Here is a 23,524-nt window from a genome sequence, read left to right as displayed (position 1 = left end):
ATAGCCGTCAATGAAATAGGAAGCATGATACGGCCGTCCGTCAAGATTGAAATCCCATAGAAGACAACCACGAATTGCACAAGCAGTGGTGTGTTTTGGAAGATTTCGACATAAACACGAGCAATGCCACGAAGCACCTTGTTATGAGTTGAACTCATGGCACCAAAGATGAGCCCAAGAAGAAGGGCAACAATCAAGGCACCAATCGAAATACCGAGGGTGTAGAAGAAGCCTTTAGCAAATTGTCCAAAGTTAGCGAAGAAAGCAGCCCAACGTTCAAGAGCGAAAGGACTAGCCGTTTCAGTTAAAAGATACATATATTCAGGACTCCTTTCTATTTGTCTTCAGCCTTAGCTGGTTTCAAGTGATATTTATCGTATAGTTTTTGAAGACTACCATCCTTTTGCCACTTCGCCAACAAATCGTTAGTGTAGTCAATCAAGTCTTGGTTAGACTTACTTGAAGCGATACCGTATTTTTGAGTTTTGAAACCTTCATCTAGGATCTTGGTTTTATCACTTTCGTAACCTGACAAGATTGATTTGTCACCAGCGAAGGCATCAATACGATAAGCATAGAGGGATACGGCTAACTCAGGATATGAGCCTAGTTGAACATAATCAAACTTAAGATTGTGAGCTGAAGCATATTCTTGAACAGCTGCTTTAGCAGATGAGCCTTGAGAAACTCCAATGGTTTTTCTGTTTAAATCAGATAGTTTCTTATAACCAGATTTTGTTTGAACGAGGAAACCGATTTGGTCATAGTAGTAAGGGTTTGACATGGCATATGAAGCCTTACGCTCATCTGTAATGGTATAAGTAGCGATAAGCATGTCAATAGTCCCATTGTCCATAAGGGCTTCACGAGTTTGTGGGGTAACCGCTGTAAAATTCACCTTAACATTAAGTTCTTTGGCAATTTTCTTAGCGAGGTCAATTTCCATCCCTTGATAGGTATTGGTTTTGGCTGAGTAGTAACCAAAATTTGGGACATCTTGTTTGACACCAACGTTTAGAGTCCCTTTTTTGACAATTTTTTGAATTGCAGCACTATTGAGTAGTTTACTGCTTTCATCTGCCTGACTAATCTTAGTGTTCCAGAGGAGAACTGCTACAAAAGCTAAAACCGAGATAGCTAAAATACGACTAAGTTTCTTGATTAACATAAGCCCTCCTTAGGCATCGACTTGAACACGATCAGAGTTGTGGTCGATAATCTTAGAAAGGAATTGCACTGCACGAGGTTCTGTAGGGTTGTCAAAGAACCCATCCACATCAGTCGTGTCGACAAGAATTTGACCTTCGGCCATGAAAATGATGCGGTCAGCCACACTACGGGCAAAGCCCATTTCGTGAGTAACGACAACCATGTTCATGCCGCCTTTGGCAAGGTTTTGCATAACGGCAAGAACATCACCAATAGTTTCAGGGTCAAGGGCTGATGTTGGTTCGTCAAAGAGCAAAAGCTCAGGATTCATAGCGAGACCACGGGCAATAGCGACACGTTGCTTTTGCCCACCTGAGAGCATACCAGGATAAGAATCTTTCTTGTCCCACATGTTAACGTAGCGAAGGAATTTTTCAGCAGTCTTTTCAGCTTCAGCCTTACTGATGCCGAGAACCTTGATAGGTGCCAAGGTTACATTTTCAAGAACGGTTTTGTGGGGGTAGAGGTTGAAGTGTTGGAAAACCATACCAGCTTCTTTACGAAGTTCAACCAAATCTTTAGCAGATGCTTCAGTAACGTTATGTCCGTTAACGATGAGGGTCCCATTTTCAATAGATTCCAAAGCATTAATTGTACGGATAAGAGTTGATTTACCTGAACCAGAAGGTCCTAAGAGAACCACAACTTGTCCTTTCTCAATTTCTAGATTGACATCACGAAGAGCGTGATAGTCTCCATAATATTTATTGACCTTTTTAAATTCAATAAGTGCCATAAGAGCCTCCTAAATTTTTTGATTTTAGATATGTAATAACAAGTGAGTATTTTACTATAGACTTTGCTAAATGTCAAAAATGTTTGAAAATTCAATCATAATATTAATTTTTAACGAATATAAGCCATTAGTGGTGTTTGAAAATTACAGGTAAGTCTGTATCTTACTAGGAACGCATAGCCCAAACTTGGTCCTTAACCTAATTTTTGGTATAATAGAATAGATACGTAAAGTGGATTGCTTTACTAAATTGAAATGAACTAAGAAAACCGATGAGGTGTTTGTATGAAAAAAATTCTAGTTGTTGATGATGAAAGACCAATTTCGGATATTATCAAGTTTAATCTAACCAAGGAAGGTTACGAAGTTGTGACGGCATTTGATGGTCGTGAAGCTTTGGAGCAATTTGAAGCTGAAAATCCTGATTTAGTTATCTTGGACTTGATGTTACCTGAACTAGATGGTTTAGAAGTAGCCAAGGAAATCCGAAAAACAAGTCATATACCGATTATCATGCTTTCAGCTAAAGATAGCGAGTTTGATAAGGTCATTGGCTTGGAGATTGGGGCAGACGATTATGTCACTAAACCGTTCTCAAATCGTGAGTTGTTAGCACGAATTAAGGCTCATTTGCGTCGAACAGAGACTATTGAAACAGCAGCGGCTGAAGAGAGCTCAAACTCAGGCAAGAAAGAAATTTCGATTGGTGAATTAATTATCGTTCCAGATGCCTTTGTAGCTAAAAAACGTGGGAATGAAGTTGAATTGACTCACCGTGAATTTGAATTGTTATTCCATTTGGCAACTCACATGGGACAAGTCATGACACGTGAGCATCTACTTGAAACTGTTTGGGGTTATGACTATTTTGGTGATGTGCGTACGGTTGACGTCACTATTCGTCGTCTTCGTGAAAAAATTGAAGATACACCAAGCCGTCCAGAGTATATTTTGACCCGCCGTGGTGTTGGCTACTACATGAAGAACTATGACTAGTATTGGCTTAAATATTACGAGCTTTGAGTTAGCCTTACTCTTTACTCTCTTATTTGTTGCTTTTTACTTTATTTTTCTTGCTTATCGTGATTACCGTCAAGTGAAGAACATTCGGAAGTTGACTAAGCGAGTAATATCTTTGATGGCTGGAAACTATAATGAAGAGTTACGCTTAAAGGGAGATTCGGAGCTCTTAGAGCTGGCAAATAGCTTGAATGATTTATCAGACGTTTTCCGTCTGACGCATGAAAATCTAGCCCAAGAAAAAAATCGCTTGTCTTCAGTCCTTTCCTATATGAGTGATGGAGTTATTGCGACCAATCGTCGTGGTCAAATTACCATGATTAATAGTACAGCCAAGCGTTTATTAAATATTGATAGGGAAACGGCGACCCAGATGTCAATCTTGGATTTGTTAGATGGTGAAAGTCCTTATACTTATAGTGAATTACTATCTAAGACACCGGAAATTCATTTGTCACGTAGAGACGCTAACGATGAGTTTGTGACCTTGCGTGTTAATTTTGCCCTGATTCGTAAGGAGTCTGGCTTTATTTCAGGTTTAGTTGCTGTTATTCATGATGCCACTGAACAGGAAAAAGAAGAACGTGAACGTCGTTTATTCGTATCAAATGTCAGTCACGAATTGCGGACGCCTTTAACTTCCGTTAAATCCTACCTTGAAGCTCTTGATGATGGTGCCCTTAATGAAGAGATTGCTCCAAACTTTATTAAGGTTTCTTTGGATGAAACCAACCGAATGATGAGGATGATCTCTGACCTTTTGGCCCTTTCTCATATTGATAATAAGAGCACACATCTTGATGTTGAAATGACCAATTTTACGGCCTTTATGACCTATATTTTGAATCGTTTTGATCAAATCAAAAGTCAAGAAAATAATACTGGTAAGGATTATGAAATTATTCGAGATTATCCTGTTAATTCTATTTGGGTGGAAATTGACACAGATAAGATGACTCAGGTCGTGGATAATATTCTTAATAATGCTATTAAGTATTCGCCCGATGGTGGAGAGATTACGGTGTCCATGAAGACTACGGATGCGCAATTAATTGTTTCAATTTCCGACCAAGGTTTAGGTATTCCTAAGAAAGATTTGCCTTTGATTTTCGACCGTTTTTACCGTGTTGACAAGGCAAGAAGCCGAGCTCAAGGTGGAACTGGTTTAGGTTTGTCCATTGCCAAGGAAATTATTAAACAACATAATGGCTTTATTTGGGCTAAGAGTGAATATGGTAAGGGTTCAACCTTTACTATTGTTCTTCCATATGACAAGGATGCTATGATGGTTGATGATTGGGAGATGTAGTAGAAATGACCTCAGATATAGGGTTTAAATATAGTATTTTGGCTTCAGGATCTACTGGAAATTCTTTTTACTTGGAAACTCCAGAAAAGAAAATTCTAATAGATGCTGGTTTGTCAGGTAAGAAAATTACAAATTTGCTAGCTGAGATTAACCGTGATCCGAGTGATCTTGATGCTATCCTAGTAACGCATGAACACAAGGACCATATCCATGGTGTCGGTGTTCTAGCTCGTAAATATGGCATGGACATCTACGCCAATGAGAAAACCTGGCAGATTATGGACAGTAAAAATATGCTAGGTAAGGTTGATAATAGCCAGAAGCACGTTTTTTCTCGTGACAAGATTATGACCTTTGGTGATATTGACATTGAATCTTTTGGAGTTAGTCATGATGCTATAGATCCACAGTTCTACCGCTTTATGAAAGATGGAAAGAGCTTTGTTATGTTGACGGATACGGGCTATGTATCAGATCGCATGGCTGGGATTATTGAAAATGCTGATGGCTATCTGATTGAGTCTAATCATGATATTGAAATCTTGAGAGCAGGCTCTTACCCATGGTCAACCAAGCAACGTATCCTCTCTGATCAAGGTCACTTGTGTAATGAAGATGGTGCGGACGCTATGATTCGTACCATCGGTAATAAAACTAAAAAGATCTATCTGGGTCACCTCTCCAAAGAAAATAATATCAAGGAATTGGCCCATATGACGATGGAAAATCAGTTGGCACGTGCGGACTTTGGTGTTGGTAATGACTTTAAGGTTTTTGATACCTCTCCAGACACAGCCACTCCACTGACTGATATTTAGAGAAATAGTGAAAGAGCTACGCTAATAAGTTTAGTGTGGCTCTTTTTGAAAGGATTATTTATATGAAAGTCATTTATCTCTCCTTAGGTTTTATCTCGCTTGGTTTAGGTATTCTAGGAATCCCTCTGCCAATATTGCCGACAACACCCTTTCTACTTTTAGCCATTGCTTGCTTTGCTAGAAGTTCTAAACGTTTTGAAAAATGGTTATATCACACTAAATTGTATCAAAGTTATGTAGCTGATTTTCGAGAAACCAAATCTATTGCTAAAGAACGAAAGAAAAAGATTATCATTCAAATCTATGTCTTGATGGGGATTTCAATCTTTTTTGCTCCTATTCTTTGGGTAAAAATCGGACTCTTCTGTCTGACACTTTTCATCACCTATTATTTATTTAAGGTTATTCCTGATAAAGACTGAGCTATCATAAAAATGAGACTTCGAAAAAGGAGTCTCATTTTAAATATTATTAATGTTTGCTTCTTATTTTTTTACGGACTTTATAGGCAAAGTTAGCTAAGCCATAAAGAGGACTAACCGGAAGGTTAAATTCACCGATGAACTGTTCAATGCGGGGGTTGAATTTTGATTTGAAGTTATACAAGCCACCGTCCAAGGAATTTTCAATACCTCCCATGTTTTGCCAGTCAGCGCCACGCTCAAAAGCATGATTAGCAGTTTCATACCATGTCAGGATAGCCGGTTGATAACGGCGGTAGTCTTCATCCATACCAGCGTAGATATTCTCAGACGTCTTACCAAATTCAAGAACTAGGGTACCAGAGAGTGGGACTGTCTGATTTCCAGCATCTACTTTTTCTTGGAGAAAGGCAATTTCTTCTTTGAGACGTTTGTGCTCTTGCTTATTGTTCTCAACTTTTCCAGGTTTGGTTTTTTCAGTGAACTTGGCAGCATCAGCAATGTTCTTTTCAAGTTGCTTATTAAGATCTTTAAGACGGGCTGGCAAATCTAGTGTTGAGAGTGTAATGTAAGACGATTCTGGGTAAGTCGTCAACAACTTTTCATAGTAGTCTATGCCACGAAGATGGATGTTTTTACGAGCTTCAGTCTTCTTCATCAAAGAAGCGAATTGTTCAAGAAGCTCAGTGCCACCAAATTGAACCGAAATACCTTTGTTTCGAGCAGTACGAACAGCCTGCTTGGTGCTCTTAGAGAGCTGTTCTTCAGTGAAATCTTCTTTATGGATATTAGCCTGAAAGCGTGGTTGAATATTCTCAGCCATGTCTTCAGTGAGACCAGTCCATTCAACACCAAGAGATTGGATGTTTTTGGCAATAGCCATAGTATCTTCGTTGATGCTAACTTCTTGAGAAATCAAATTTTTAGTGACAAAGAGGCTTGGATCAAATTTAACAAAGAGGGCGTGTTTTGTTTTGGCATACTTTTTCAGTGAAGCCAGGACAAAAGCGACTAACTCTTTATCGTGGTAGTCCATGATAGGGCCTCGTGGGATGTAAATCATAGAGAAGCCAAGAGGCAGTGGTTGAATAAGAACACTAGCAACGGCAACAAGTTTATCATCTTTATAGAAACCTAGACGGTCATTGCCCCAACTATCCTTGATTTTTGCCCATGAGCTACTTTGTAATAAGTTGGTTTGAGGACTATCAATCACAAAGCGGTCATGCTCAGAAGTACTGAGACCAGTTTTATAGGTATACATATTAGTCTAGAACCCACTTTCTAATAGCGTAAGCGACACCAGATTCATCATTTGATTTTGTGATGTGTTTCGCAATTTTCTTGATTTCTGGATTTCCATTTTCCATAACGACAGGAGAACCGACGACCTCCAGCATAGCACGGTCATTTTCTTCATCACCGATAGCCATTGTTTCTTCTTTAGAAAGACCGAGTTTCTCAGCAAGATGCGTAACGGCAATTCCTTTGTTAGCAGTTTTCTTGAGAATTTCTAGGTAAAATGGTGTAGATTTTACAATGGTAAAGCGGTCGTAAAATTCCTGTGGAAGTTTGGCAATGGCTGCATCAAGAATTTCAGGTTCATCGATATACATGGCCTTAACAAATTCCTTGTCAGCAACCTCTTCAGGTGTACGATAGTAAATAGGCATATGAACAAGCGTAGATTCATGAACAGTGTAGCGTCCAATATTTCGATTACTTGTGTAGATACCATCTTTAGTGATAGCGTGAGAATGAACACCAAGCTTGTTGGCCAAAACTTCAATGTCAAGGTAGTCCTCGTATGAGAGCGTTTCACGAATCAATTCGTTACCGGTAGACGTTTCTTGGACAAGACCACCATTAAAAGTGATGACATAGTCGCCATCTTGGTTAAGATTAAGTTCTTCAAGAAGTGGAAGCACGCCAGGAATAGGACGACCAGTCGCAATAACGACTTTAACACCCGCAGCCTTGGCCTCTTGAATCGCTTGAAAGACTTCAGGTGTGACTTGATGTTGGCTATTTAAAAGCGTCCCGTCAATATCAACAGCAATAAGTTTAATAGACATATAAATACCTGTTTCATTAAGTTAGTTTCCCTTCTATTTTACTAAAATTTGGGCGCTTTGTCATAGTTCTTCCTGAGAAAAATAATATTGGCGAATCGAAAACTGTTAAAGCCGACTCCAAACTGTATAGAACGGTTTGTTACTAAGAATTGCCCAAATGCTTTTTAATTGGTAAAATAAGGTCAGACTAATAAAGGAGAGACAAGAGTGATTCGATTTACAAACCAATTGACAGATAAAGAACGTAAGGAAGCAAAAGCATTGATTGCTAGCTGCCAAGCTAATGACCACACCTTTCGAGAACCTTATCTCTCCAATATGCTTAATTTTGATTCCACTATGCCGACCTTTTTCTCTATTATCAAGAGGAAGAATTGCTTGGTTTATTAACGGTTTATGCGGATAACGAAGATGTTGAAGTGGCGATTTTAGTTGTCCCAGAGTATCGCCGCAAAGGCATTGCGAGGAGTTTGTTTGACAAATTTCAGAAGGAAACGGCATCTTATCCTATTCAATCAGTGACCTTTCAGACAGAACGTGTTTTTCTAGATTGTCATCCTGATTTTATCAGTCATTGGGGCCTAGTTGAAGATGCAGGCACTGAAACCTGGCTAGGGAGAGATAGAACTCCATATACTCTGGATTTCCGTTCAGATGTCAAGTCGCTCTTAGCAACTTCCTCTTATCTTGAAGAAATTGCCCAGCTCCACCACCAAGCCTTTTCTGATGCAGAAGAAACATTTGAGGTGAGCCTCAGATATATTGCTGAGGCTTTGAAAGATTCCAATAGCCTACTTTACATCCTCCTCAAAGAAGGTCAGGTCATCGGACTTTGTACGGTTGATTTGTCTGGGAATAGCAACTATCTCTATGGACTTGCTGTGGCAGAAGACTATCGTGGGCAAGGCTATGGAAGCTATCTGGCAAAATCAGTCGTCAATCAACTCATTGCGCATAACGACAAGTCCTTCCAAATTGCAGTGGAAGATGATAATGTGGGAGCTAAGCATTTGTATGAAAAAATCGGCTTTGTCAAACAAACTCAAGTGGTCTACTTGAAACAGAAAGAATGACTAATGTTATTAGAAGAATTTGAAAATGTGTCTGCTGTCAGTGTCACATTAGAGTTGGAAAAATAGGTATAGCAACAAAAGGAGTAATTAATGGAAATTAAAATCAAAAATAAAATTAAAGTAGCAGATCAAACGGAAATCATTGAGGAAATCCACCCTTGTGAGGTTACGGAAAAAGGAGATTATCTCTATCTTATTCACCATAATTCCGAGAAAGAAAAAGTGGTAATAAAATTGAATCAGGAAGAGCTCATTATGACACGCTTTTCTCAGCCTAAATCAATCATGCGTTTTTCAGCCAAGGTACCTGCCTTGGTTCACATTCCGACGCCGCTTGGTACTCAGCATTTTCAAACCGTTACGAGCCTTTTTGCCTATGATCCTGATGGCCAAACAGTTGATATTCATTATCAATTGCAACATCCAGAAACGGAAGACGTCTTTGCTGATTATGAATTAGAGGTTTCATGGTTTTAATTTGTGAAAAAATTGAGTCATTTGGCTTGAAAAAGCCCTAAATTATGATAAAATGTAAGGGTATATCAAGGGAGTAGCAGGCGACTTTAGTCAATAGATTTGATTAAAGGTTGCGATTATGTCGTCATTACGAAATTTTACATTTCCGGCATATTCTTAAACAGCGAGACTTGTTTTTAAGGAAACAAGTCTCTTTTTGTATCATTTTTTATATGAAAAGAGCCTTGATAGTCATTTTTCCCTATATAGAAGGAGGAGATTATTTTGTCGAAAGAACAAAGTAAAGCCTTGTTTTACACACAAGGAGAGGAAGAAGTCCTAAAAAGCTTGGATACTTCTGTTGATGGTTTGTCAACTGCACAAGCCAAGGAACGTTTAGATGCCTATGGCTTTAACGAGTTGGATGAAGGTGAAAAACGTAGCCTCTTGTCAAAATTCATCGACCAGTTTAAAGATTTGATGATTATCATCTTGCTTGTCGCCGCTGCCCTTTCTGTCATTACAGAAGGGATGCATGGTTTGACAGATGCTTGCATTATTTTAGCCGTTGTTGTTTTAAATGCTGCTTTTGGTGTTTATCAAGAAGGACAGGCAGAAGCTGCTATTGAAGCCCTTAAAAACATGTCAAGTCCTCTAGCTCGTGTTCGTCGTGATGGCAATATCGTTGAGATTGATTCACGTGAATTGGTTCCTGGAGACATTGTTTTGCTTGAAGCAGGTGATGTTGTTCCGGCCGATATGCGTTTGCTTGAAGCTGCCTCACTCAAGATTGAAGAGGCTGCCCTTACAGGTGAGTCTGTTCCAGTTGAAAAGGATATTACTGAAACGGTTGCAGCAGATGCAGGTATTGGTGACCGTGTAAATATGGGTTACCAGAATTCTAACGTGACTTATGGTCGTGGTACTGGTGTTGTTACCAATACTGGTATGTATACTGAAGTTGGTAAAATTGCTGATATGCTGGCTAATGCGGACGAATCACAAACACCTTTGAAGCAAAGCCTAGAACAATTATCTAAGAGTTTAACCTACCTTATTGTTGCGATTGCTTTGGTGACATTCTTGGTGAGTGTCTTCATTCGTGGCGAACAGCCCCTTGAAGGTTTGATGGTTGCCGTTGCTCTTGCCGTTGCAGCCATTCCTGAAGGTTTACCTGCTATTGTAACCATCCTCTTATCATTGGGAACAACGACACTTGCTAAACGTAATTCGATTGTGCGTAAATTGCCAGCTGTTGAAACACTTGGTTCAACAGAAATTATCGCATCTGATAAGACTGGTACCTTGACAATGAACCAAATGACCGTTGAAAAAGTCTATGCAAACGGTCAATTGCAAAGCGCTGACACAGAACTTGGTGCGGACAATACGACCCTTCGTATTATGAACTTTGCCAATGATACAAAGGTGGATCCAGATGGTAAATTAATCGGGGATCCAACGGAAACAGCCCTTGTTCAATTTGGTTTGGACCATAATTTTGATGTGCGTGACGTCTTGAAATCAGAGCCTCGTGTGGCAGAGTTGCCATTTGACTCTGACCGTAAGCTCATGTCTACTATCCATAAGGAAGCGGATGGTACATACTTTGTAGCCGTTAAGGGTGCGCCTGACCAATTGCTCAAACGTGTGACTCGTATTGAAATCAATGGTGAGGTTCGTCCTATCACGGATGAAGATAAACAAGCTATTCTTACGACTAATAAAGATTTAGCCAAACAAGCCCTTCGTGTCTTGATGATGGCTTATAAGACAACGAGTGAAATTCCTACTTTGGAATCTGAAGTTGTTGAGTCAGACCTTATTTTCTCAGGTTTGGTAGGTATGATTGACCCAGAACGTCCTGAAGCAGCAGAAGCTGTTCGTGTGGCGAAAGAAGCGGGTATTCGTCCAATCATGATTACTGGTGACCACCAAGATACAGCAGAAGCTATTGCTAAACGTCTTGGTATCATCGATCCAAATGACACAGAAGACCATGTCTTCACTGGTGCTGAGCTGAATGAACTTTCTGATGAAGAATTCCAAAAAGTATTCAAACAATACTCTGTCTATGCGCGTGTGTCTCCTGAACATAAGGTTCGTATTGTTAAGGCATGGCAAAATGATGGCAAGGTTGTTGTCATGACAGGTGACGGGGTTAATGATGCACCTTCACTTAAGACAGCTGATATTGGTATTGGTATGGGAATTACTGGTACAGAGGTTTCTAAGGGAGCTTCTGACATGGTTCTTGCCGATGATAACTTTGCGACAATTATCGTCGCTGTAGAAGAAGGTCGTAAGGTCTTCTCAAACATCCAAAAATCAATCCAGTACCTCTTGTCAGCCAATATGGCCGAAGTCTTCATTATCTTCTTCGCTACACTGTTTGGATGGGATGTGCTTCAACCAGTTCATCTTCTCTGGATTAACCTAGTAACTGATACCCTTCCAGCCATCGCACTTGGGGTTGAGCCAGCTGAACCAGGTATTATGACTCACAAACCTCGTGGACGTCAATCAAACTTCTTTGATGGTGGTGTCTTCGGTGCTATTATTTATCAGGGAATTCTTCAAACTATCCTTGTTCTTGCCGTTTATGGTTGGGGTCTTGTCTTCCCAGAACACCATACGCAAGGAGCCATTCACGCAGATGCCCTTACAATGGCTTTTGCAACACTTGGCTTAATTCAGTTGCTCCATGCCTTTAACGTTAAATCTGTGTATCAATCAGTCTTTAAAGTTGGTCTCTTCAGAAACAATACTTTCAATTGGGCCATTCCAGTAGCCTTTGTTCTTCTGATGGCAACTATCGTGGTTCCTGGATTTAATAATCTCTTCCATGTGTCACACCTTAGTCTGACACAATGGCTTGCGGTTATTGTAGGTTCCTTCTTGATTGTGGTATTTGTTGAATTAGTCAAAGCCGTTCAACGTGCCCTTGGCAAGGATAAAGACGCTATATAAAATACAAAGTCAGAGATACAGGTCTCTGGCTTTTATTAGAGATAAAGGTCTATTTTTGAGACTTTCCTTATGTGATAGCGGACGTCAGCGAACTTCTTCGAAGTTCTATGACTACGTTTCGAGCCTAAAGTCTCCAAATTTCCGAACGACTGCAACTTTTATGTTTCAGTCGTTTTTATCACGTCGGAAAGGCTCGGAATATGTACCGTACAGTCGCTAAATAAAGAGTCTTTTCCGATTTTAGTAAAGCTTCTTAGTTTACTAGATTTTTTAAGGACATTTTTCAACATTTTGATCAGAGATTAAGTCGTGAGCTTTTTCTTATCACATCTTGAATTCGTCAGATGTATTGTTTATAATTGAGGGGAAGTAATGACTAGTTTAAGGAGAAGCATATGAACGAAACCATTAAGACACAACTTAATCATCGTAGTATTCGTCAGTTTAAACCCAAAGCTCTGACACAGGAAGAAGTCAACCTCTTGGTTGATGTTGCCAGACATACATCAACGAGTAATTTTAGACAGTCTTATTCAATTATAAGCATCACTGATGAAAAGTTGAAGGAACAAATTGCAGAGATTGCCAACCAACCCTATATTCCAAAGGCTGGGCATCTTTTTGTAGTTGTTGTGGATCAAAGACGTAATACCTTGATTGCGGAAGCAAAGGGCGCTGAGGCCTTGGTGCAAGGTAGCCCCGAACGCTTTATTTCAGCTTTTTCAGATGCTATGATTGCTACTCAAAACATGGTTGTAGCTGCTGAGAGTTTGGGTATGGGAGCTGTTTACTTGGGTAGTATCTTAAATGATAATGCTAAACTTTCAGAGCTTCTTAAACTGCCTAAGTATGTTTATCCCGCAGTGGGCTTAGCAGTTGGTTGGCCAAATCAGGAACCACAGCTGAAACCTCGTTTGCCACGTCACGTCATCCATATGGAAAATTACTATCAGGATTTGGAAAATCCCTTGGAAGAACTTAAAGACTACGATGCTGACGTCCATGAGTATTATGACCTTCGCGATCTTAATCACAGAGTTGATAAATTTACGACTCAGATTGCAAAGACTATGGATAAATCTGTCGCTAATCGTGCAAATACCTTGAAGGACCTTCAAAAGCAGGGATTCTTCACCGAATAAAAAACGACTCCCATAGAGCCGTTCTATACATTGAATAATGTCATGGATGAAAGGAACTCATTTGCTAGTTCCTTTTTTTCATACTCTAAAAACTCTGGGAGTTTCTTGACCAGGTTGTAACGTTTGGAGAGGTTCCATGTTCCAGTTGGATTGAGTTCAGGGTGATTGGAAACAAAGTTAATGGTTAAATCCCATTCTCGACGGTAGCCAAGGGGGCGAGAGTGATAGGTTACACCGTCACTCTTTACCGTCCCATAACTCCTGTGGGCATGACCAAAAACAACATCTTTAACGTCGTGTTTGACGAAAATCTGATGGAACTCTTCTGATCCCAAATAAGCATTAAAAGGTTTAAAACGTTCGTGCGTCATGGTAAAACGGCTGTGAGGAACAAAATGCATAGCAACAATGAGTTTGCTCGTATCTAATTCGCTTAAAACATTATCTAGCTTCTTGAGACTAGTTTGACAGATTTCTGAATCAGTCCCCAATCGTCTGAGACGTCTGTCGAACCAAAGCTGTCTCTTACGCCTGAGAATTTTATCCAACTTTTCATCTGAATAGGAATAATCATACCAGCCATGAAAAGCCAATAATGTCTTATTACCTAAATCAATCAGCTGGAAATCAAGCTTATCAATAAGGTCATCCTCCAAATCAAGCATATCATGATTGCCTAAATTATAAGTGACCTTGACCTCCTTGGAAAGCTTTTGTAGAAATGGTTTAGTGTCGCTAAAATAATGATTAGAAATGTCACCAGCAATATGAAGGTGGCTGATTTTTTGATCTTTTAGACATTTTATAAGAGTATCAATTTCATATGTCTCAAAGTGATTCAAATCAATATGTAAATCACTCATTACTGCAAGTCTTGTCATAGAAACATTGTAACAAAAAGGTTGTGCCTTGTCTTTAAACGAAGATGATGAAAAATGCTTGCCCTAGGGCTACATTTTCATTATGATAAGAATATGGATATCAAGTTAGAAATACAAAAGATGGCCAAGGAGATTGGCATTTCAAAAATTGGTTTTACAACAGCCGATGATTTCGCCTATCTGGAAAAGTCCCTTCGACTTGGCGTTGAAGAAGGGCGAACGACAGGATTTGAGCATAAAAATATTGAAGAGCGTATTTACCCCAAATTGAGCTTGGAATCAGCTAAAACCATCATTTCCATTGCAGTTGCCTATCCGCATAAGTTGCCACAACAACCCCAAAAAACAGAGTATAAGCGTGGCAAAATCACTCCAAATTCATGGGGTCTCGATTATCACTATGTTTTGCAGGATAAACTAAAACGCCTGGCAGAAGGCATTGAAAAACTGACAGAAAACTTCGAATATAAAGGTATGGTGGACACTGGAGCCTTGGTCGATACTGCAGTAGCCAAGCGAGCAGGAATTGGTTTTATTGGTAAGAATGGACTGGTTATCTCGAAAGAATACGGGTCCTACATGTATCTCGGGGAGCTTATCACGAATCTAGAGATTGAACCTGATCATGAGGTAGACTATGGTTGCGGGGATTGCCGTCGTTGTCTGGATGCCTGTCCGACATCTTGTCTCATTGGTGATGGGACTATGAATGCTCGTCGTTGCCTCTCCTTCCAAACCCAAGATAAGGGCATGATGGATATGGAGTTTCGAAAGAAGATCAAGACTGTTATCTATGGTTGTGATATTTGTCAGATTTCCTGTCCATATAACAGAGGTATTGACAATCCTTTAGCTTCAGATATTGACCCTGAGCTTGCCATGCCTGAATTGCTCCCATTTCTAGAGCTGACTAATAAGTCTTTTAAAGAGAGGTTTGGCATGATCGCCGGTTCTTGGCGTGGTAAGAATATTCTTCAGCGAAATGCCATTATTGCTTTGGCCAACTTACATGATCGCAACGCCATTGTCAAACTGATGGAGATTATTGATAAGAATAATAATCCCATCCATACGGCAACGGCTATTTGGGCTCTCGGTGAGATAGTTAAGAAGCCAGATCAAGCTATGTTAGACTATATGAGAGGACTTTCACCCAAAGATAAAGAATCCCAAGCTGAGTGGGAGCTTGTATGTGCAAAATGGCAAATTTAGGCGATTTATGCTAGAATTAAGCATAATACTATAAAATGGAGGAAACCTATCCATGGAAGTGGCAGAAATTCGCCAAAAAATCTCTGAAAATCAAGAGAAGCTCGTGAGCTTCGGGAGGTCTCTTTGACTTAGATCGTTTGGAAGAGGACATTGCGCTCCTTGAAAACCGAATGACTGAGCCTGATTTTTGGAATGATAATATTGCAGCTCAAAAAACTTCTCAAGAGTTGAACGAGCTCAAAATGAAATACGAAACTTTCAACAATATGCAAGAACTCTCTGACGAGACAGAACTATATTTGGAGATGTTGGAAGAAGATAGCAGTGTTCAGGAGGAACTCGAAGAGACGCTCGAAAAACTTGATAAGATTATGACAAGTTACGAGATGACCTTACTCTTGTCTGAACCATATGACCATAACAATGCCATTCTGGAAATTCACCCAGGTTCTGGTGGAACAGAGGCTCAAGACTGGGCTGATATGTTGCTCCGTATGTACCAACGTTATGGAAATGCCAAAGGTTTCAAGGTTGAAACTTTGGATTATCAGGCGGGTGATGAAGCTGGTATTAAATCTGTAACCCTTGCTTTTGAAGGTCCTAATGCTTACGGATTCCTCAAGTCAGAAATGGGTGTCCACCGTTTGGTTCGTATTTCGCCTTTTGACTCTGCCAAACGTCGTCACACCTCATTTACTTCTGTGGAAGTCATGCCTGAATTGGATGATACCATTGAAGTTGATATTCGTGATGATGATATCAAGATGGACACTTTCCGTTCAGGTGGTGCAGGTGGTCAGAACGTCAACAAGGTTTCTACCGGTGTGCGTTTGACTCACATTCCAACAGGTATTGTTGTAGCTTCAACGGTTGACCGTACACAATACGGAAACCGTGACCGTGCGATGAAGATGCTTCAAGCGAAACTCTATCAAATGGAGCAAGAAAAGAAAGCAGAAGAAGTGAATGCTTTGAAAGGTGATAAGAAAGAAATCACTTGGGGAAGCCAAATTCGCTCATACGTTTTCACCCCATACACTATGGTTAAGGATCATCGTACAGGCTATGAAGTTGCCCAGGTTGATAAGGTAATGGATGGAGATATTGAAGGCTTCATTGATGCCTACCTCAAGTGGCGTATGGAAGAATAGTAATGATATACTGTTTTTAAGTATTTAGATACTTTATCTCAATGAAAGGAAGACATTCAGCTATTTTAGTAGTTGAATACTGACATTATGGCTCTTATTGAATTAAAAGATGTTACTAAGAAGTATGATAAGTCGACAACTGCCCTAAGACACATTGATTTGTCTGTTAATTCAGGGGAATTTGTTTACTTAGTTGGACCTTCTGGTGCCGGTAAATCAAGTTTAATTCGCTTGTTTTACCAAGAAGAAAAATTAACGAGTGGTTCTATGAAGGTAGGGGAGTTTGATTTAACCCATCTTCGTAAAAAAGATGTTCCACTCTTGCGACGTTCTATCGGGGTTGTTTTCCAGGATTATAAACTTCTTCCAAAGAAAACAGCTTTTGAAAATGTTGCTTATGCGATGGAGGTCATCGGTGAGCGCCCTCGTCACATAAAAAAACGTGTCGCAGAGGTTCTCGAATTGGTTGGACTTAAGCACAAGATGCGTTCTTTCCCTAACCAATTATCTGGTGGTGAGCAACAACGTGTCGCTATTGCGCGTGCTATCGTAAATAATCCAAAAGTTTTGATTGCGGACGAACCAACAGGGAACTTGGACCCTGAGATTTCTTGGGAAATTATGCAAGTTCTTGAACGTATTAATCTGCAGGGAACGACCATTTTAATGGCAACCCATAACTCAACTATCGTTAATAACCTTCGTCATCGTGTCATAGCGATTGAAGAGGGACGTATTGTTCGTGATGAAGAGGAAGGAGAGTACGGTTACCATGATTAGACGCTTTTTCCGCCATTTAGGAGAATCTATTAAGAACCTCAAACGTAATCTATTGTCTACTCTTACGGCGGTATTCTCAGTAATGATTGTGCTGTCACTTTTAGGTGTTTTTGGTTCTGTTATTCTTAACACTCAAAAATTGGCTTCTGATATTGAAAAAAATATTCAGGTCAATGTGTACTTGCAGCCTGATTCGACGGATGCTTCAAAAACTGTTAAAGAGATATCTGGTCAAATTGTTGCCAATAAAGACTACCATAAAGTTTATGATGCATTGACCAAGATAAAGGGTGTCGATAAGGTTACTTTCTCTAGTAAAGAAGAACAAAAGAAAGAACTCATCAAAACAATGGGGTCAAGTTTCGAAACAGCTACTGGAGATGGAAACCCTCTATCAGATGTGTACATTATTCAAACTAAAACACCAGATGATGTGAGTCGTGTTGCCAAGGAAGCTAAGGCTATTCAGGGGGTTGATAATTCTAACTTTGGTGGCTCAGATAGTGAAATTCTGATGTCTACCATGAAACGTGTTCAATTGTGGGGAATTATTGCGACAGCTCTCTTAACTGTTGTGGCTGTACTCTTGATTTCTAATACCATTCGTATCACCATTATGTCACGTGCGACTGAAATTCACATCATGCGTTTGGTCGGTGCTAAGAATTCTTACATTCGCCGTCCTTACTTGATGGAAGGTGCTTGGATTGGTGCATTAGGTGCCATCATTCCTTCTGGCCTCATCTATCTTTTGTACCACATGGTTTATTCAACCTTAAACCCTGATTTTGTTAAGGGTGGTGTCTCTATGTATGATCCAGAATGGTTTGTCTACGCTGTTATTGGAACCCTCTTTGCAGTCGGTATTATTATCGGTTCAGTTGGGTCTCGTATGGCAATGCGCCGTTATTTGAAATATTAATGCAATTAAAGGAGAACCGTTCTGGTTCTCTTTTTTCGATCCAGAATGCTTCATGACACCTAAATTTTTGCTTTATCTCAAAATCATGGCTCAAAGACCAAATCCAATCTCAGATTTGGTATAATATTTAAAAAACATTGGAAAAGAGATGCATTATGACAAAGTTAGCTACCATTTGTTATATTGATAATGGAAAAGAGCTTTTGCTCCTACATCGTAATAAAAAGCCTAATGATGTTCATGAAGGAAAGTGGATTTCTGTTGGGGGAAAACTAGAAGCTGGAGAGACACCAGATGAATGTGCTCGTCGTGAAATTCTCGAGGAAACACATTTTACAGTGACAGAGATGGATTTTAAAGGTATGATTACCTTCCCAGAATTTACCCCTGGTCATGATTGGTACACCTATGTCTTTAAGGTGACTGGTTTTGAAGGAGAACTCATCTCAGATGAGGAGTCTCGTGAAGGAACGCTTGAATGGGTACCTTATGATAAGGTTTTGTCTAAGCCAACTTGGGAAGGTGACTATGAGATCTTTAAGTGGATTCTTGAAGACAAACCTTTCTTCTCTGCTAAGTTTGTTTATGATTCCAACCAGAACTTGGTAGACAAGACTGTGACCTTTTATGATAAATAGGGAGAAACTATGAAGCGAAAAAAGACAGAAAATTTTTCAGAAACTTGGTTTTTAAATGGGTTTTGAATAATCAGGCTGTAGTGGCCTTTTTAATATTACTGTTGATTGGTTTGACGGTTTTGATTTTTACCAAAATTAGTCCTATTTTCTCACCAGTCATTGATTTTTTGACAATCATCATGTTGCCTCTGGTTATTTCTACGCTCCTTTACTATTTGATAAAGCCTTTGGTTCTCTTAGTAGAAAAAACTGGTTTAAGTAGAACGATTTCTATCTTGGTCATCTATGCTATTCTCGCCTTACTCTTAGTTTTGGGAATCTCAACAGCTATTCCTAGTTTGCAAAATCAGATTTTGATTTTGATTAGAAATACACCGTCTTATATTGCCCGAGCTAATAGTGAAGCTGAACGCTGGCTAAATCTCCCTTTTCTTTCCAATTACCGTGGAGATTTAGAAGCTATGCTCAGTGATTTCTCAGCGAGAATGGTTAACTATGCTGAAAATTTCTCTTCATCAGCTTTGACTTGGGTAGGAACCTTTGCTAGTACTGTGGCTAGGGTTACGGTTGCTATTATTTTGGCTCCTTTCATTCTTTTTTATCTCCTAAGGGATAGTCAAAAGATGAAGCAGGGCTTTGTGTCAGTGTTACCCACTCGTTTTCGTGAAACGACTGTTCGAATGCTGTCAGATATCAATAATCAGTTAGAAGGTTATGTTCAAGGCCAAGTTACAGTTGCTATCGTCGTGGCCATTATGTTTTGTATCATGTTTAAAATTGTGGGTCTTCGATATGGGGTGACTTTTGGTATTATGGCAGGTTTCTTAAATATGGTTCCCTACCTTGGAAGTTTTCTTGCCATGGTACCAGTTGTTATTATGGGGTTGGTACAAGGTCCCGCAATGTTAATCAAGGTTCTCATTATTTTTGTCATTGAGCAAACCATTGAAGGACGTTTTGTTTCTCCACTTGTTTTGGGTAACAAACTCAGTATTCACCCTATTACTATTATGTTTATTCTTCTGACGGCAGGTTCTCTTTACGGCGTCTGGGGCGTATTATTAGGAATCCCAATCTATGCTTCCGTCAAGGTTGTTGTTAAAGAGATTTTTGATTGGTACCGGTCAGTAAGTAATCTTTACCATGATGACAAAGAAATTGAAGGACAAAAAGAAGATGTTAAATAGTGAGAAAATGGTTGCCTCTATTGGTAACCAAGATTTAGATCATGCGGATAAATATTTTAAGAAAGCTCTGCAAGAAGATCCAGCTGAAGTTCTCGTAGAGTTAGCTGAGTACCTTGAATCTATCGGTTTTTTACCACAGGCTCAAGAAATTTATGAAAAAGTTCGTTTTGATTTTCCAGAGGTCAATGTTAATCTAGCTCAAATTGCTGCTGAAGATGGTGATATTGAGAAGGCTTTTCTCTTTTTAGATGCTATTCCTGAGGACTCCGAGGATTATTTGTCTGCTTTAGTTGTGAAGGCAGATCTATACCAAATGGAGGGGTTAACAGATGTAGCCCGTGACAAGTTGCTAGAGGCGAGTCAACTATCAGATGACTCCATTATCATTTTCGGTTTGGCTGAAATGGAGTTTGAACTTGGAAACTTTGAGCAGGCTATTCATTATTATGCTAAACTTGATAACCGTGAGCTTCTTGAAGCTACGGGGGTTTCTACTTATGAACGTATTGGTAAAGCTTATGCTAGTCTTGGTAAGTTTGAAGCTGCTCGAGAATTTTTGGAAAAAGCTATTGAAATTGAATACGATGATACTATTGCCTTTGAATTAGCGACACTACTTTACGATCAGGAAGAGTATCAAAAAGCTAATTTTTACTTCAAACAGATTGAAACCATGTCTGCAGACTTTGAGGGGTATGAGTATATTTACGCCTTATCGTTACATGCTGAACATAAAACCGAAGAAGCTTTACGGATAGCACAACAAGGAATTTCTAAAAATACCTTTAATGTGCAATTACTTTTGTTAGCGTCACAGTTATCCTACGAATTGCACGATACTCAGTCTGCTGAATCCTATTTGAAGCAAGCCTTGCCGCTAGCTGAGGATCAGGACGAGATTGTTTTACGTTTAAGTACTCTCTATTTGGAAGAAGAACGTTACGATGATCTCGTGGCTTTAGCCGATTACGAATTTGATTCTGTCTTGGCCCGTTGGAACATTGCCAAGGCTTATCAAGCACTTGATGATGAAGAGAAAGCCTTTCAAATTTATCAAGACCTATCTACTGATTTGTCTGATAACCCTGAATTTTTACAGGATTACGCTTATATCTTGCGCGAATTTGGCTACAGAGATCAAGCGCGTGTTACGGCGGAAAAATATCTTTCCTTGGTTCCAGATGATGTTAATATGCAAACATTTCTTGATGACAATTAGTCTTTGAAACTCTTGAAAGCATAAACTCAATAGAGGATGTGATAGTTAAGTCTGTTCACTTCCTCTTTTTTATTTGTCTATTTATGTTATGATTTTATTAGAACCCATAAGGAGTAGATATGGTTAAGAGAGATTTAATTCGAAATATTATTATAGCAGTTCTTGCCATCGTAGTGATCTTGTTACTGAGGTCTTTTGTTTTTTCAACGCATCGTGTGACTGAAAATCAGGCAAATAATTATATCCATGCAGGTGATTATGTTACCTTCAATAAAAACGTTGAACCGAAGAAAAAAGATTTTATCCTTTATACCGTTAATGGCAAGGAATACATTGGACGTGTTATTGCCGGTGAAGGAAAGAGCGTAACAGCTATGGATGATTTTCTTTATGTCAATGATAAGCCAATTGAAGAAAATTATATTAGCCACGATAAATCAGCTTATTTGGCTACTGTTTCGCCTGGGAATTTTTTCACAGATGATTTTTCAATTGCAACGTTGACCGATAACAAGCAAACGAAGATTGAAAAGGGACAATACCTAGTATTAAACGATAATCGTCGAAATACAAAAGATAGTCGTAAGTTCGGACTTATTAAAAAAGACCAAATTAAAGGTGTTATTTCTTTCCGATTGTACCCTCTGTCACATTTTGGTTTTGTTGATGTTGACTAATATTCTTTAATGACTGAAAAAGCTAGGAACTTTTGTTAAGTTTCTAGCTTTTTTGCGAATATATAACTGGTAATTCATTTTGATACTGGGAGCTATCGTCAGCTAATTTAAGACTTAACTTAAATAGAATTGAAGTGAATTAACGGAAATATATCAGTAGAAAAGGAAAAGAATATGCAAGAAAAAAATGTCTTAGGATTTAAGAAGAATAAAACCTATGGATTATGTGGCGTTATGTTAACCATGTTATTCTTAGGGACATGTGGTGTGACAGCAGGAGCTGATGAAGTAATGGAAAATCCTTCAAATGCTAATGCTACTAAGCCAATATCAAAGGAGCAAACGACGAGTTCAACGACTGTTTCAAATTCTGAGACTGTACCGAAAGGAGAAAAGCAAACCTCAGAAGTTACTTTTGAAAATTCGTATACGACAGTGACAGCTGAGGCTTCATTTAACACTGTTGACCAAAACTCAACGGAGACAGTATTTCAAGATAAAGCAGATTATATAGTAGCTTCTAATTTGACCAATAATTCCGTGACTAGGAGTGCTTATCAAGGGCCAGATAGTGTTGACAGTACCAGTGAGAGCCAAAGTCATTTTCTTAATGCTATTAAACAGGGAGCTATGGATGGAGCCAAGGAAGGAGTGCTCCCATCAATTACGGCAGCCCAGGCAATCCTAGAAAGTGGTTGGGGCAACTCAAGCCTTGCTCAAGCACCTAATCATAATCTCTTTGGCATTAAGGATTCGGATGATTGGGGTGGTGATACGGTAGTGGTACCAACTCAGGAATATCTTAACGGTCGTTATATTACCATTAACGCTGCCTTTAGAAAATATTCATCGTGGAATGACAGTGTTGTAGATCATGCAAAATTTTTCACCAGTACAGAGTGGCGAAAAAACAATTATAGAAAAGTTATCAATGCAACAGATTATAGGACTGCTGCCCAGGAACTAAAAAATGCTGGATATGCGACAGATCCAGGGTATGCAGGCAAGCTTATTCGTTTGATTGAAGCATATAAGCTCTACGAGTGGGATGAAGAAAGTAATACTGCGATTAACATCAGTGACAATCCGATAGAAATTCAAAATAATCCAAAAGCAGAGCTTGCCATTACAGGTTTGAACAATGCTACTGGTAGCTATGATCTTGTCATTTCAAATTTGGTTGCACCATACGGCTTCAAAGAAGTTCTAGTTCCAACCTGGTCAGAAAAGAATGGTCAAGATGATATCATCTGGTACAAGGCAGCTAAACAAGCTAATGGAGACTATAAGGTAACCGTTCGTTCAAGCAACCATAAAGGTGATAGCGGTCTCTATAACTCTCATGTCTACTTGGTTGATAATGATGGTAAATTCATTGGCCTTGGTGGCAAACAAGTGACCCTTGATATTACCAAGACTCAAGGAACCTTAACGATTGCCAACAACGACAAAAATCGAGGCACTTTTGATGTTGTTATCACCAATCTCACCAATCCAGGTGGGATTACAGGTGTCGTTATCCCTGTATGGTCTGACCAAAATGGTCAAGACGATCTTGTTTGGCATAATGCTACAAAACAGGAGGATGGTTCCTATAAGGTGACGGTTTCTGCCAGCCAACACAAGT

General features: G+C 39.4%; 21 protein-coding genes and 2 pseudogenes. 17 read left to right on the top strand and 6 right to left on the bottom strand.

Annotated elements, in window-relative coordinates:
• From HSISS3_RS05125 to HSISS3_RS05115, 3 genes are all read right to left on the bottom strand, one after another.
• The coding region (locus tag HSISS3_RS05125; protein WP_042771844.1) for an ABC transporter permease subunit at positions 1-317 on the bottom strand (317 nt) is incomplete at its 3' end.
• Positions 318-334: 17 nt separating this feature from the next.
• Positions 335-1,168, bottom strand: a complete 834-nt coding sequence (locus tag HSISS3_RS05120; RefSeq protein WP_021151949.1) for a transporter substrate-binding domain-containing protein — start codon at positions 1,166-1,168, stop codon at positions 335-337.
• A 9-nt stretch (positions 1,169-1,177) separates the two neighbouring features.
• A complete protein-coding gene (locus tag HSISS3_RS05115; RefSeq protein WP_021151948.1) occupies positions 1,178-1,945 on the bottom strand; it encodes an amino acid ABC transporter ATP-binding protein in 768 nt (255 codons plus the stop codon).
• Positions 1,946-2,230: 285 nt separating this feature from the next.
• Here HSISS3_RS05115 and yycF point away from each other — a divergent pair, with 285 nt between their 5' ends.
• The 4 genes from yycF (at position 2,231) to HSISS3_RS05095 (ending at position 5,514) form a co-directional block, all read left to right on the top strand.
• Positions 2,231-2,941 carry a response regulator YycF gene (gene yycF / locus HSISS3_RS05110; RefSeq protein ID WP_021145486.1) on the top strand — a complete coding sequence of 237 codons (711 nt, stop codon included), beginning with the start codon at positions 2,231-2,233 and terminating at the stop codon, positions 2,939-2,941.
• On the top strand, positions 2,934-4,274 hold the full coding sequence (vicK, locus tag HSISS3_RS05105; protein ID WP_021151947.1) for a cell wall metabolism sensor histidine kinase VicK: 1,341 nt from the start codon (positions 2,934-2,936) through the stop codon (positions 4,272-4,274). Before yycF ends, vicK begins: the two co-directional genes overlap by 8 nt.
• Positions 4,275-4,279: 5 nt before the next feature.
• Positions 4,280-5,092: an MBL fold metallo-hydrolase gene (locus HSISS3_RS05100; protein ID WP_021151946.1), complete on the top strand. Its 813-nt coding sequence runs from the start codon at positions 4,280-4,282 to the stop codon at positions 5,090-5,092.
• Positions 5,093-5,154: 62 nt separating this feature from the next.
• Entirely contained in the window at positions 5,155-5,514 is a 360-nt protein-coding gene (locus HSISS3_RS05095) for a YbaN family protein (RefSeq protein WP_008534495.1), read from the top strand.
• Between the two features lie 49 nt (positions 5,515-5,563).
• Here the strand turns inward: HSISS3_RS05095 and HSISS3_RS05090 are convergent, their stop codons facing one another.
• Together HSISS3_RS05090 and yidA are read right to left on the bottom strand one after the other, a co-directional pair.
• The gene (locus tag HSISS3_RS05090; protein ID WP_008534497.1) at positions 5,564-6,778 is read right to left on the bottom strand and encodes an aminoacyltransferase; all 1,215 of its coding nucleotides are present in this window, start codon (positions 6,776-6,778) and stop codon (positions 5,564-5,566) included.
• A gap of 1 nt (position 6,779) precedes the next feature.
• Positions 6,780-7,589 carry a sugar-phosphatase gene (gene yidA, locus HSISS3_RS05085; protein ID WP_021145479.1) on the bottom strand — a complete coding sequence of 270 codons (810 nt, stop codon included), beginning with the start codon at positions 7,587-7,589 and terminating at the stop codon, positions 6,780-6,782.
• 207 nt (positions 7,590-7,796) lie between these two features.
• Here yidA and HSISS3_RS05080 point away from each other — a divergent pair.
• From HSISS3_RS05080 to HSISS3_RS05065, 4 genes and pseudogenes are all read left to right on the top strand, one after another.
• Positions 7,797-8,662 (top strand): annotated as a pseudogene (locus HSISS3_RS05080) (GNAT family N-acetyltransferase).
• 90 nt (positions 8,663-8,752) lie between these two features.
• Entirely contained in the window at positions 8,753-9,139 is a 387-nt protein-coding gene (locus HSISS3_RS05075) for a DUF1934 domain-containing protein (protein WP_008534501.1), read from the top strand.
• Between the two features lie 264 nt (positions 9,140-9,403).
• Positions 9,404-12,088 carry a cation-translocating P-type ATPase gene (locus HSISS3_RS05070; RefSeq protein ID WP_021151943.1) on the top strand — a complete coding sequence of 895 codons (2,685 nt, stop codon included), beginning with the start codon at positions 9,404-9,406 and terminating at the stop codon, positions 12,086-12,088.
• 395 nt (positions 12,089-12,483) lie between these two features.
• Entirely contained in the window at positions 12,484-13,230 is a 747-nt protein-coding gene (locus HSISS3_RS05065; RefSeq protein WP_021151942.1) for an NADPH-dependent oxidoreductase, read from the top strand.
• A gap of 23 nt (positions 13,231-13,253) precedes the next feature.
• On the opposite strand, the gene HSISS3_RS05060 is transcribed toward HSISS3_RS05065, so the two are convergent.
• On the bottom strand, positions 13,254-14,111 hold the full coding sequence (locus tag HSISS3_RS05060) for a metallophosphoesterase (protein WP_042766980.1): 858 nt from the start codon (positions 14,109-14,111) through the stop codon (positions 13,254-13,256).
• A gap of 93 nt (positions 14,112-14,204) precedes the next feature.
• On the opposite strand from HSISS3_RS05060, the gene queG reads away from it, so the two are divergent.
• The 9 genes and pseudogenes from queG to HSISS3_RS11290 all read left to right on the top strand — a co-directional run.
• Positions 14,205-15,323 (top strand): tRNA epoxyqueuosine(34) reductase QueG, encoded by a 1,119-nt coding sequence (gene queG / locus HSISS3_RS05055; RefSeq protein WP_042772068.1) that lies wholly within the window; start codon positions 14,205-14,207, stop codon positions 15,321-15,323.
• Positions 15,324-15,375: 52 nt separating this feature from the next.
• Positions 15,376-16,474 (top strand): peptide chain release factor 2 gene (prfB, locus tag HSISS3_RS05050; RefSeq protein WP_134954254.1). Its coding sequence is split into 2 segments (ribosomal slippage): positions 15,376-15,447 and positions 15,449-16,474, totalling 1,098 coding nucleotides; the frame shifts between segments, so codons are not numbered across the junction.
• 87 nt (positions 16,475-16,561) lie between these two features.
• On the top strand, positions 16,562-17,254 hold the full coding sequence (gene ftsE, locus HSISS3_RS05045) for a cell division ATP-binding protein FtsE (protein WP_008534508.1): 693 nt from the start codon (positions 16,562-16,564) through the stop codon (positions 17,252-17,254).
• A complete protein-coding gene (ftsX, locus tag HSISS3_RS05040) occupies positions 17,247-18,176 on the top strand; it encodes a permease-like cell division protein FtsX (protein WP_021151940.1) in 930 nt (309 codons plus the stop codon). Before ftsE ends, ftsX begins: the two co-directional genes overlap by 8 nt.
• A gap of 155 nt (positions 18,177-18,331) precedes the next feature.
• Positions 18,332-18,814, top strand: a complete 483-nt coding sequence (locus HSISS3_RS05035; RefSeq protein ID WP_008534510.1) for an NUDIX hydrolase — start codon at positions 18,332-18,334, stop codon at positions 18,812-18,814.
• A gap of 9 nt (positions 18,815-18,823) precedes the next feature.
• Positions 18,824-20,001 (top strand): annotated as a pseudogene (locus HSISS3_RS05030) (AI-2E family transporter).
• Positions 19,991-21,220, top strand: a complete 1,230-nt coding sequence (locus HSISS3_RS05025) for a tetratricopeptide repeat protein (RefSeq protein WP_021145469.1) — start codon at positions 19,991-19,993, stop codon at positions 21,218-21,220. Before HSISS3_RS05030 ends, HSISS3_RS05025 begins: the two are co-directional and overlap by 11 nt.
• A gap of 119 nt (positions 21,221-21,339) precedes the next feature.
• Entirely contained in the window at positions 21,340-21,897 is a 558-nt protein-coding gene (lepB, locus tag HSISS3_RS05020; protein WP_008534513.1) for a signal peptidase I, read from the top strand.
• A gap of 174 nt (positions 21,898-22,071) precedes the next feature.
• Positions 22,072-23,524 (top strand): GBS Bsp-like repeat-containing protein (locus HSISS3_RS11290; protein WP_051176040.1); only part of this gene is annotated, 1,453 nt, incomplete at its 3' end.

Source organism: Streptococcus sp. HSISS3 (genome assembly GCF_000448605.1).
GTDB classification, from domain to species: domain Bacteria; phylum Bacillota; class Bacilli; order Lactobacillales; family Streptococcaceae; genus Streptococcus; species Streptococcus raffinosi.
The sequence above is the reverse complement of the archived record's forward strand: the minus strand, read 5'-3'. Positions and strand labels throughout refer to the sequence as shown.

What these genes read in the sequence shown, in the direction of transcription:
- HSISS3_RS05120 (WP_021151949.1), bottom strand. Translation starts at nt 1,168, where the DNA reads ATGTTAATCAAGAAACTTAGTCGTATTTTAGCTATCTCGGTTTTAGCT.
- HSISS3_RS05115 (WP_021151948.1), bottom strand. Translation starts at nt 1,945, where the DNA reads ATGGCACTTATTGAATTTAAAAAGGTCAATAAATATTATGGAGACTAT.
- yycF (WP_021145486.1), top strand. Translation starts at nt 2,231, where the DNA reads ATGAAAAAAATTCTAGTTGTTGATGATGAAAGACCAATTTCGGATATT.
- vicK (WP_021151947.1), top strand. Translation starts at nt 2,934, where the DNA reads ATGACTAGTATTGGCTTAAATATTACGAGCTTTGAGTTAGCCTTACTC.
- HSISS3_RS05100 (WP_021151946.1), top strand. Translation starts at nt 4,280, where the DNA reads ATGACCTCAGATATAGGGTTTAAATATAGTATTTTGGCTTCAGGATCT.
- HSISS3_RS05095 (WP_008534495.1), top strand. Translation starts at nt 5,155, where the DNA reads ATGAAAGTCATTTATCTCTCCTTAGGTTTTATCTCGCTTGGTTTAGGT.
- HSISS3_RS05090 (WP_008534497.1), bottom strand. Translation starts at nt 6,778, where the DNA reads ATGTATACCTATAAAACTGGTCTCAGTACTTCTGAGCATGACCGCTTT.
- yidA (WP_021145479.1), bottom strand. Translation starts at nt 7,589, where the DNA reads ATGTCTATTAAACTTATTGCTGTTGATATTGACGGGACGCTTTTAAAT.
- HSISS3_RS05075 (WP_008534501.1), top strand. Translation starts at nt 8,753, where the DNA reads ATGGAAATTAAAATCAAAAATAAAATTAAAGTAGCAGATCAAACGGAA.
- HSISS3_RS05065 (WP_021151942.1), top strand. Translation starts at nt 12,484, where the DNA reads ATGAACGAAACCATTAAGACACAACTTAATCATCGTAGTATTCGTCAG.
- HSISS3_RS05060 (WP_042766980.1), bottom strand. Translation starts at nt 14,111, where the DNA reads ATGACAAGACTTGCAGTAATGAGTGATTTACATATTGATTTGAATCAC.
- queG (WP_042772068.1), top strand. Translation starts at nt 14,205, where the DNA reads ATGGATATCAAGTTAGAAATACAAAAGATGGCCAAGGAGATTGGCATT.
- ftsE (WP_008534508.1), top strand. Translation starts at nt 16,562, where the DNA reads ATGGCTCTTATTGAATTAAAAGATGTTACTAAGAAGTATGATAAGTCG.
- ftsX (WP_021151940.1), top strand. Translation starts at nt 17,247, where the DNA reads ATGATTAGACGCTTTTTCCGCCATTTAGGAGAATCTATTAAGAACCTC.
- HSISS3_RS05035 (WP_008534510.1), top strand. Translation starts at nt 18,332, where the DNA reads ATGACAAAGTTAGCTACCATTTGTTATATTGATAATGGAAAAGAGCTT.
- HSISS3_RS05025 (WP_021145469.1), top strand. Translation starts at nt 19,991, where the DNA reads ATGTTAAATAGTGAGAAAATGGTTGCCTCTATTGGTAACCAAGATTTA.
- lepB (WP_008534513.1), top strand. Translation starts at nt 21,340, where the DNA reads ATGGTTAAGAGAGATTTAATTCGAAATATTATTATAGCAGTTCTTGCC.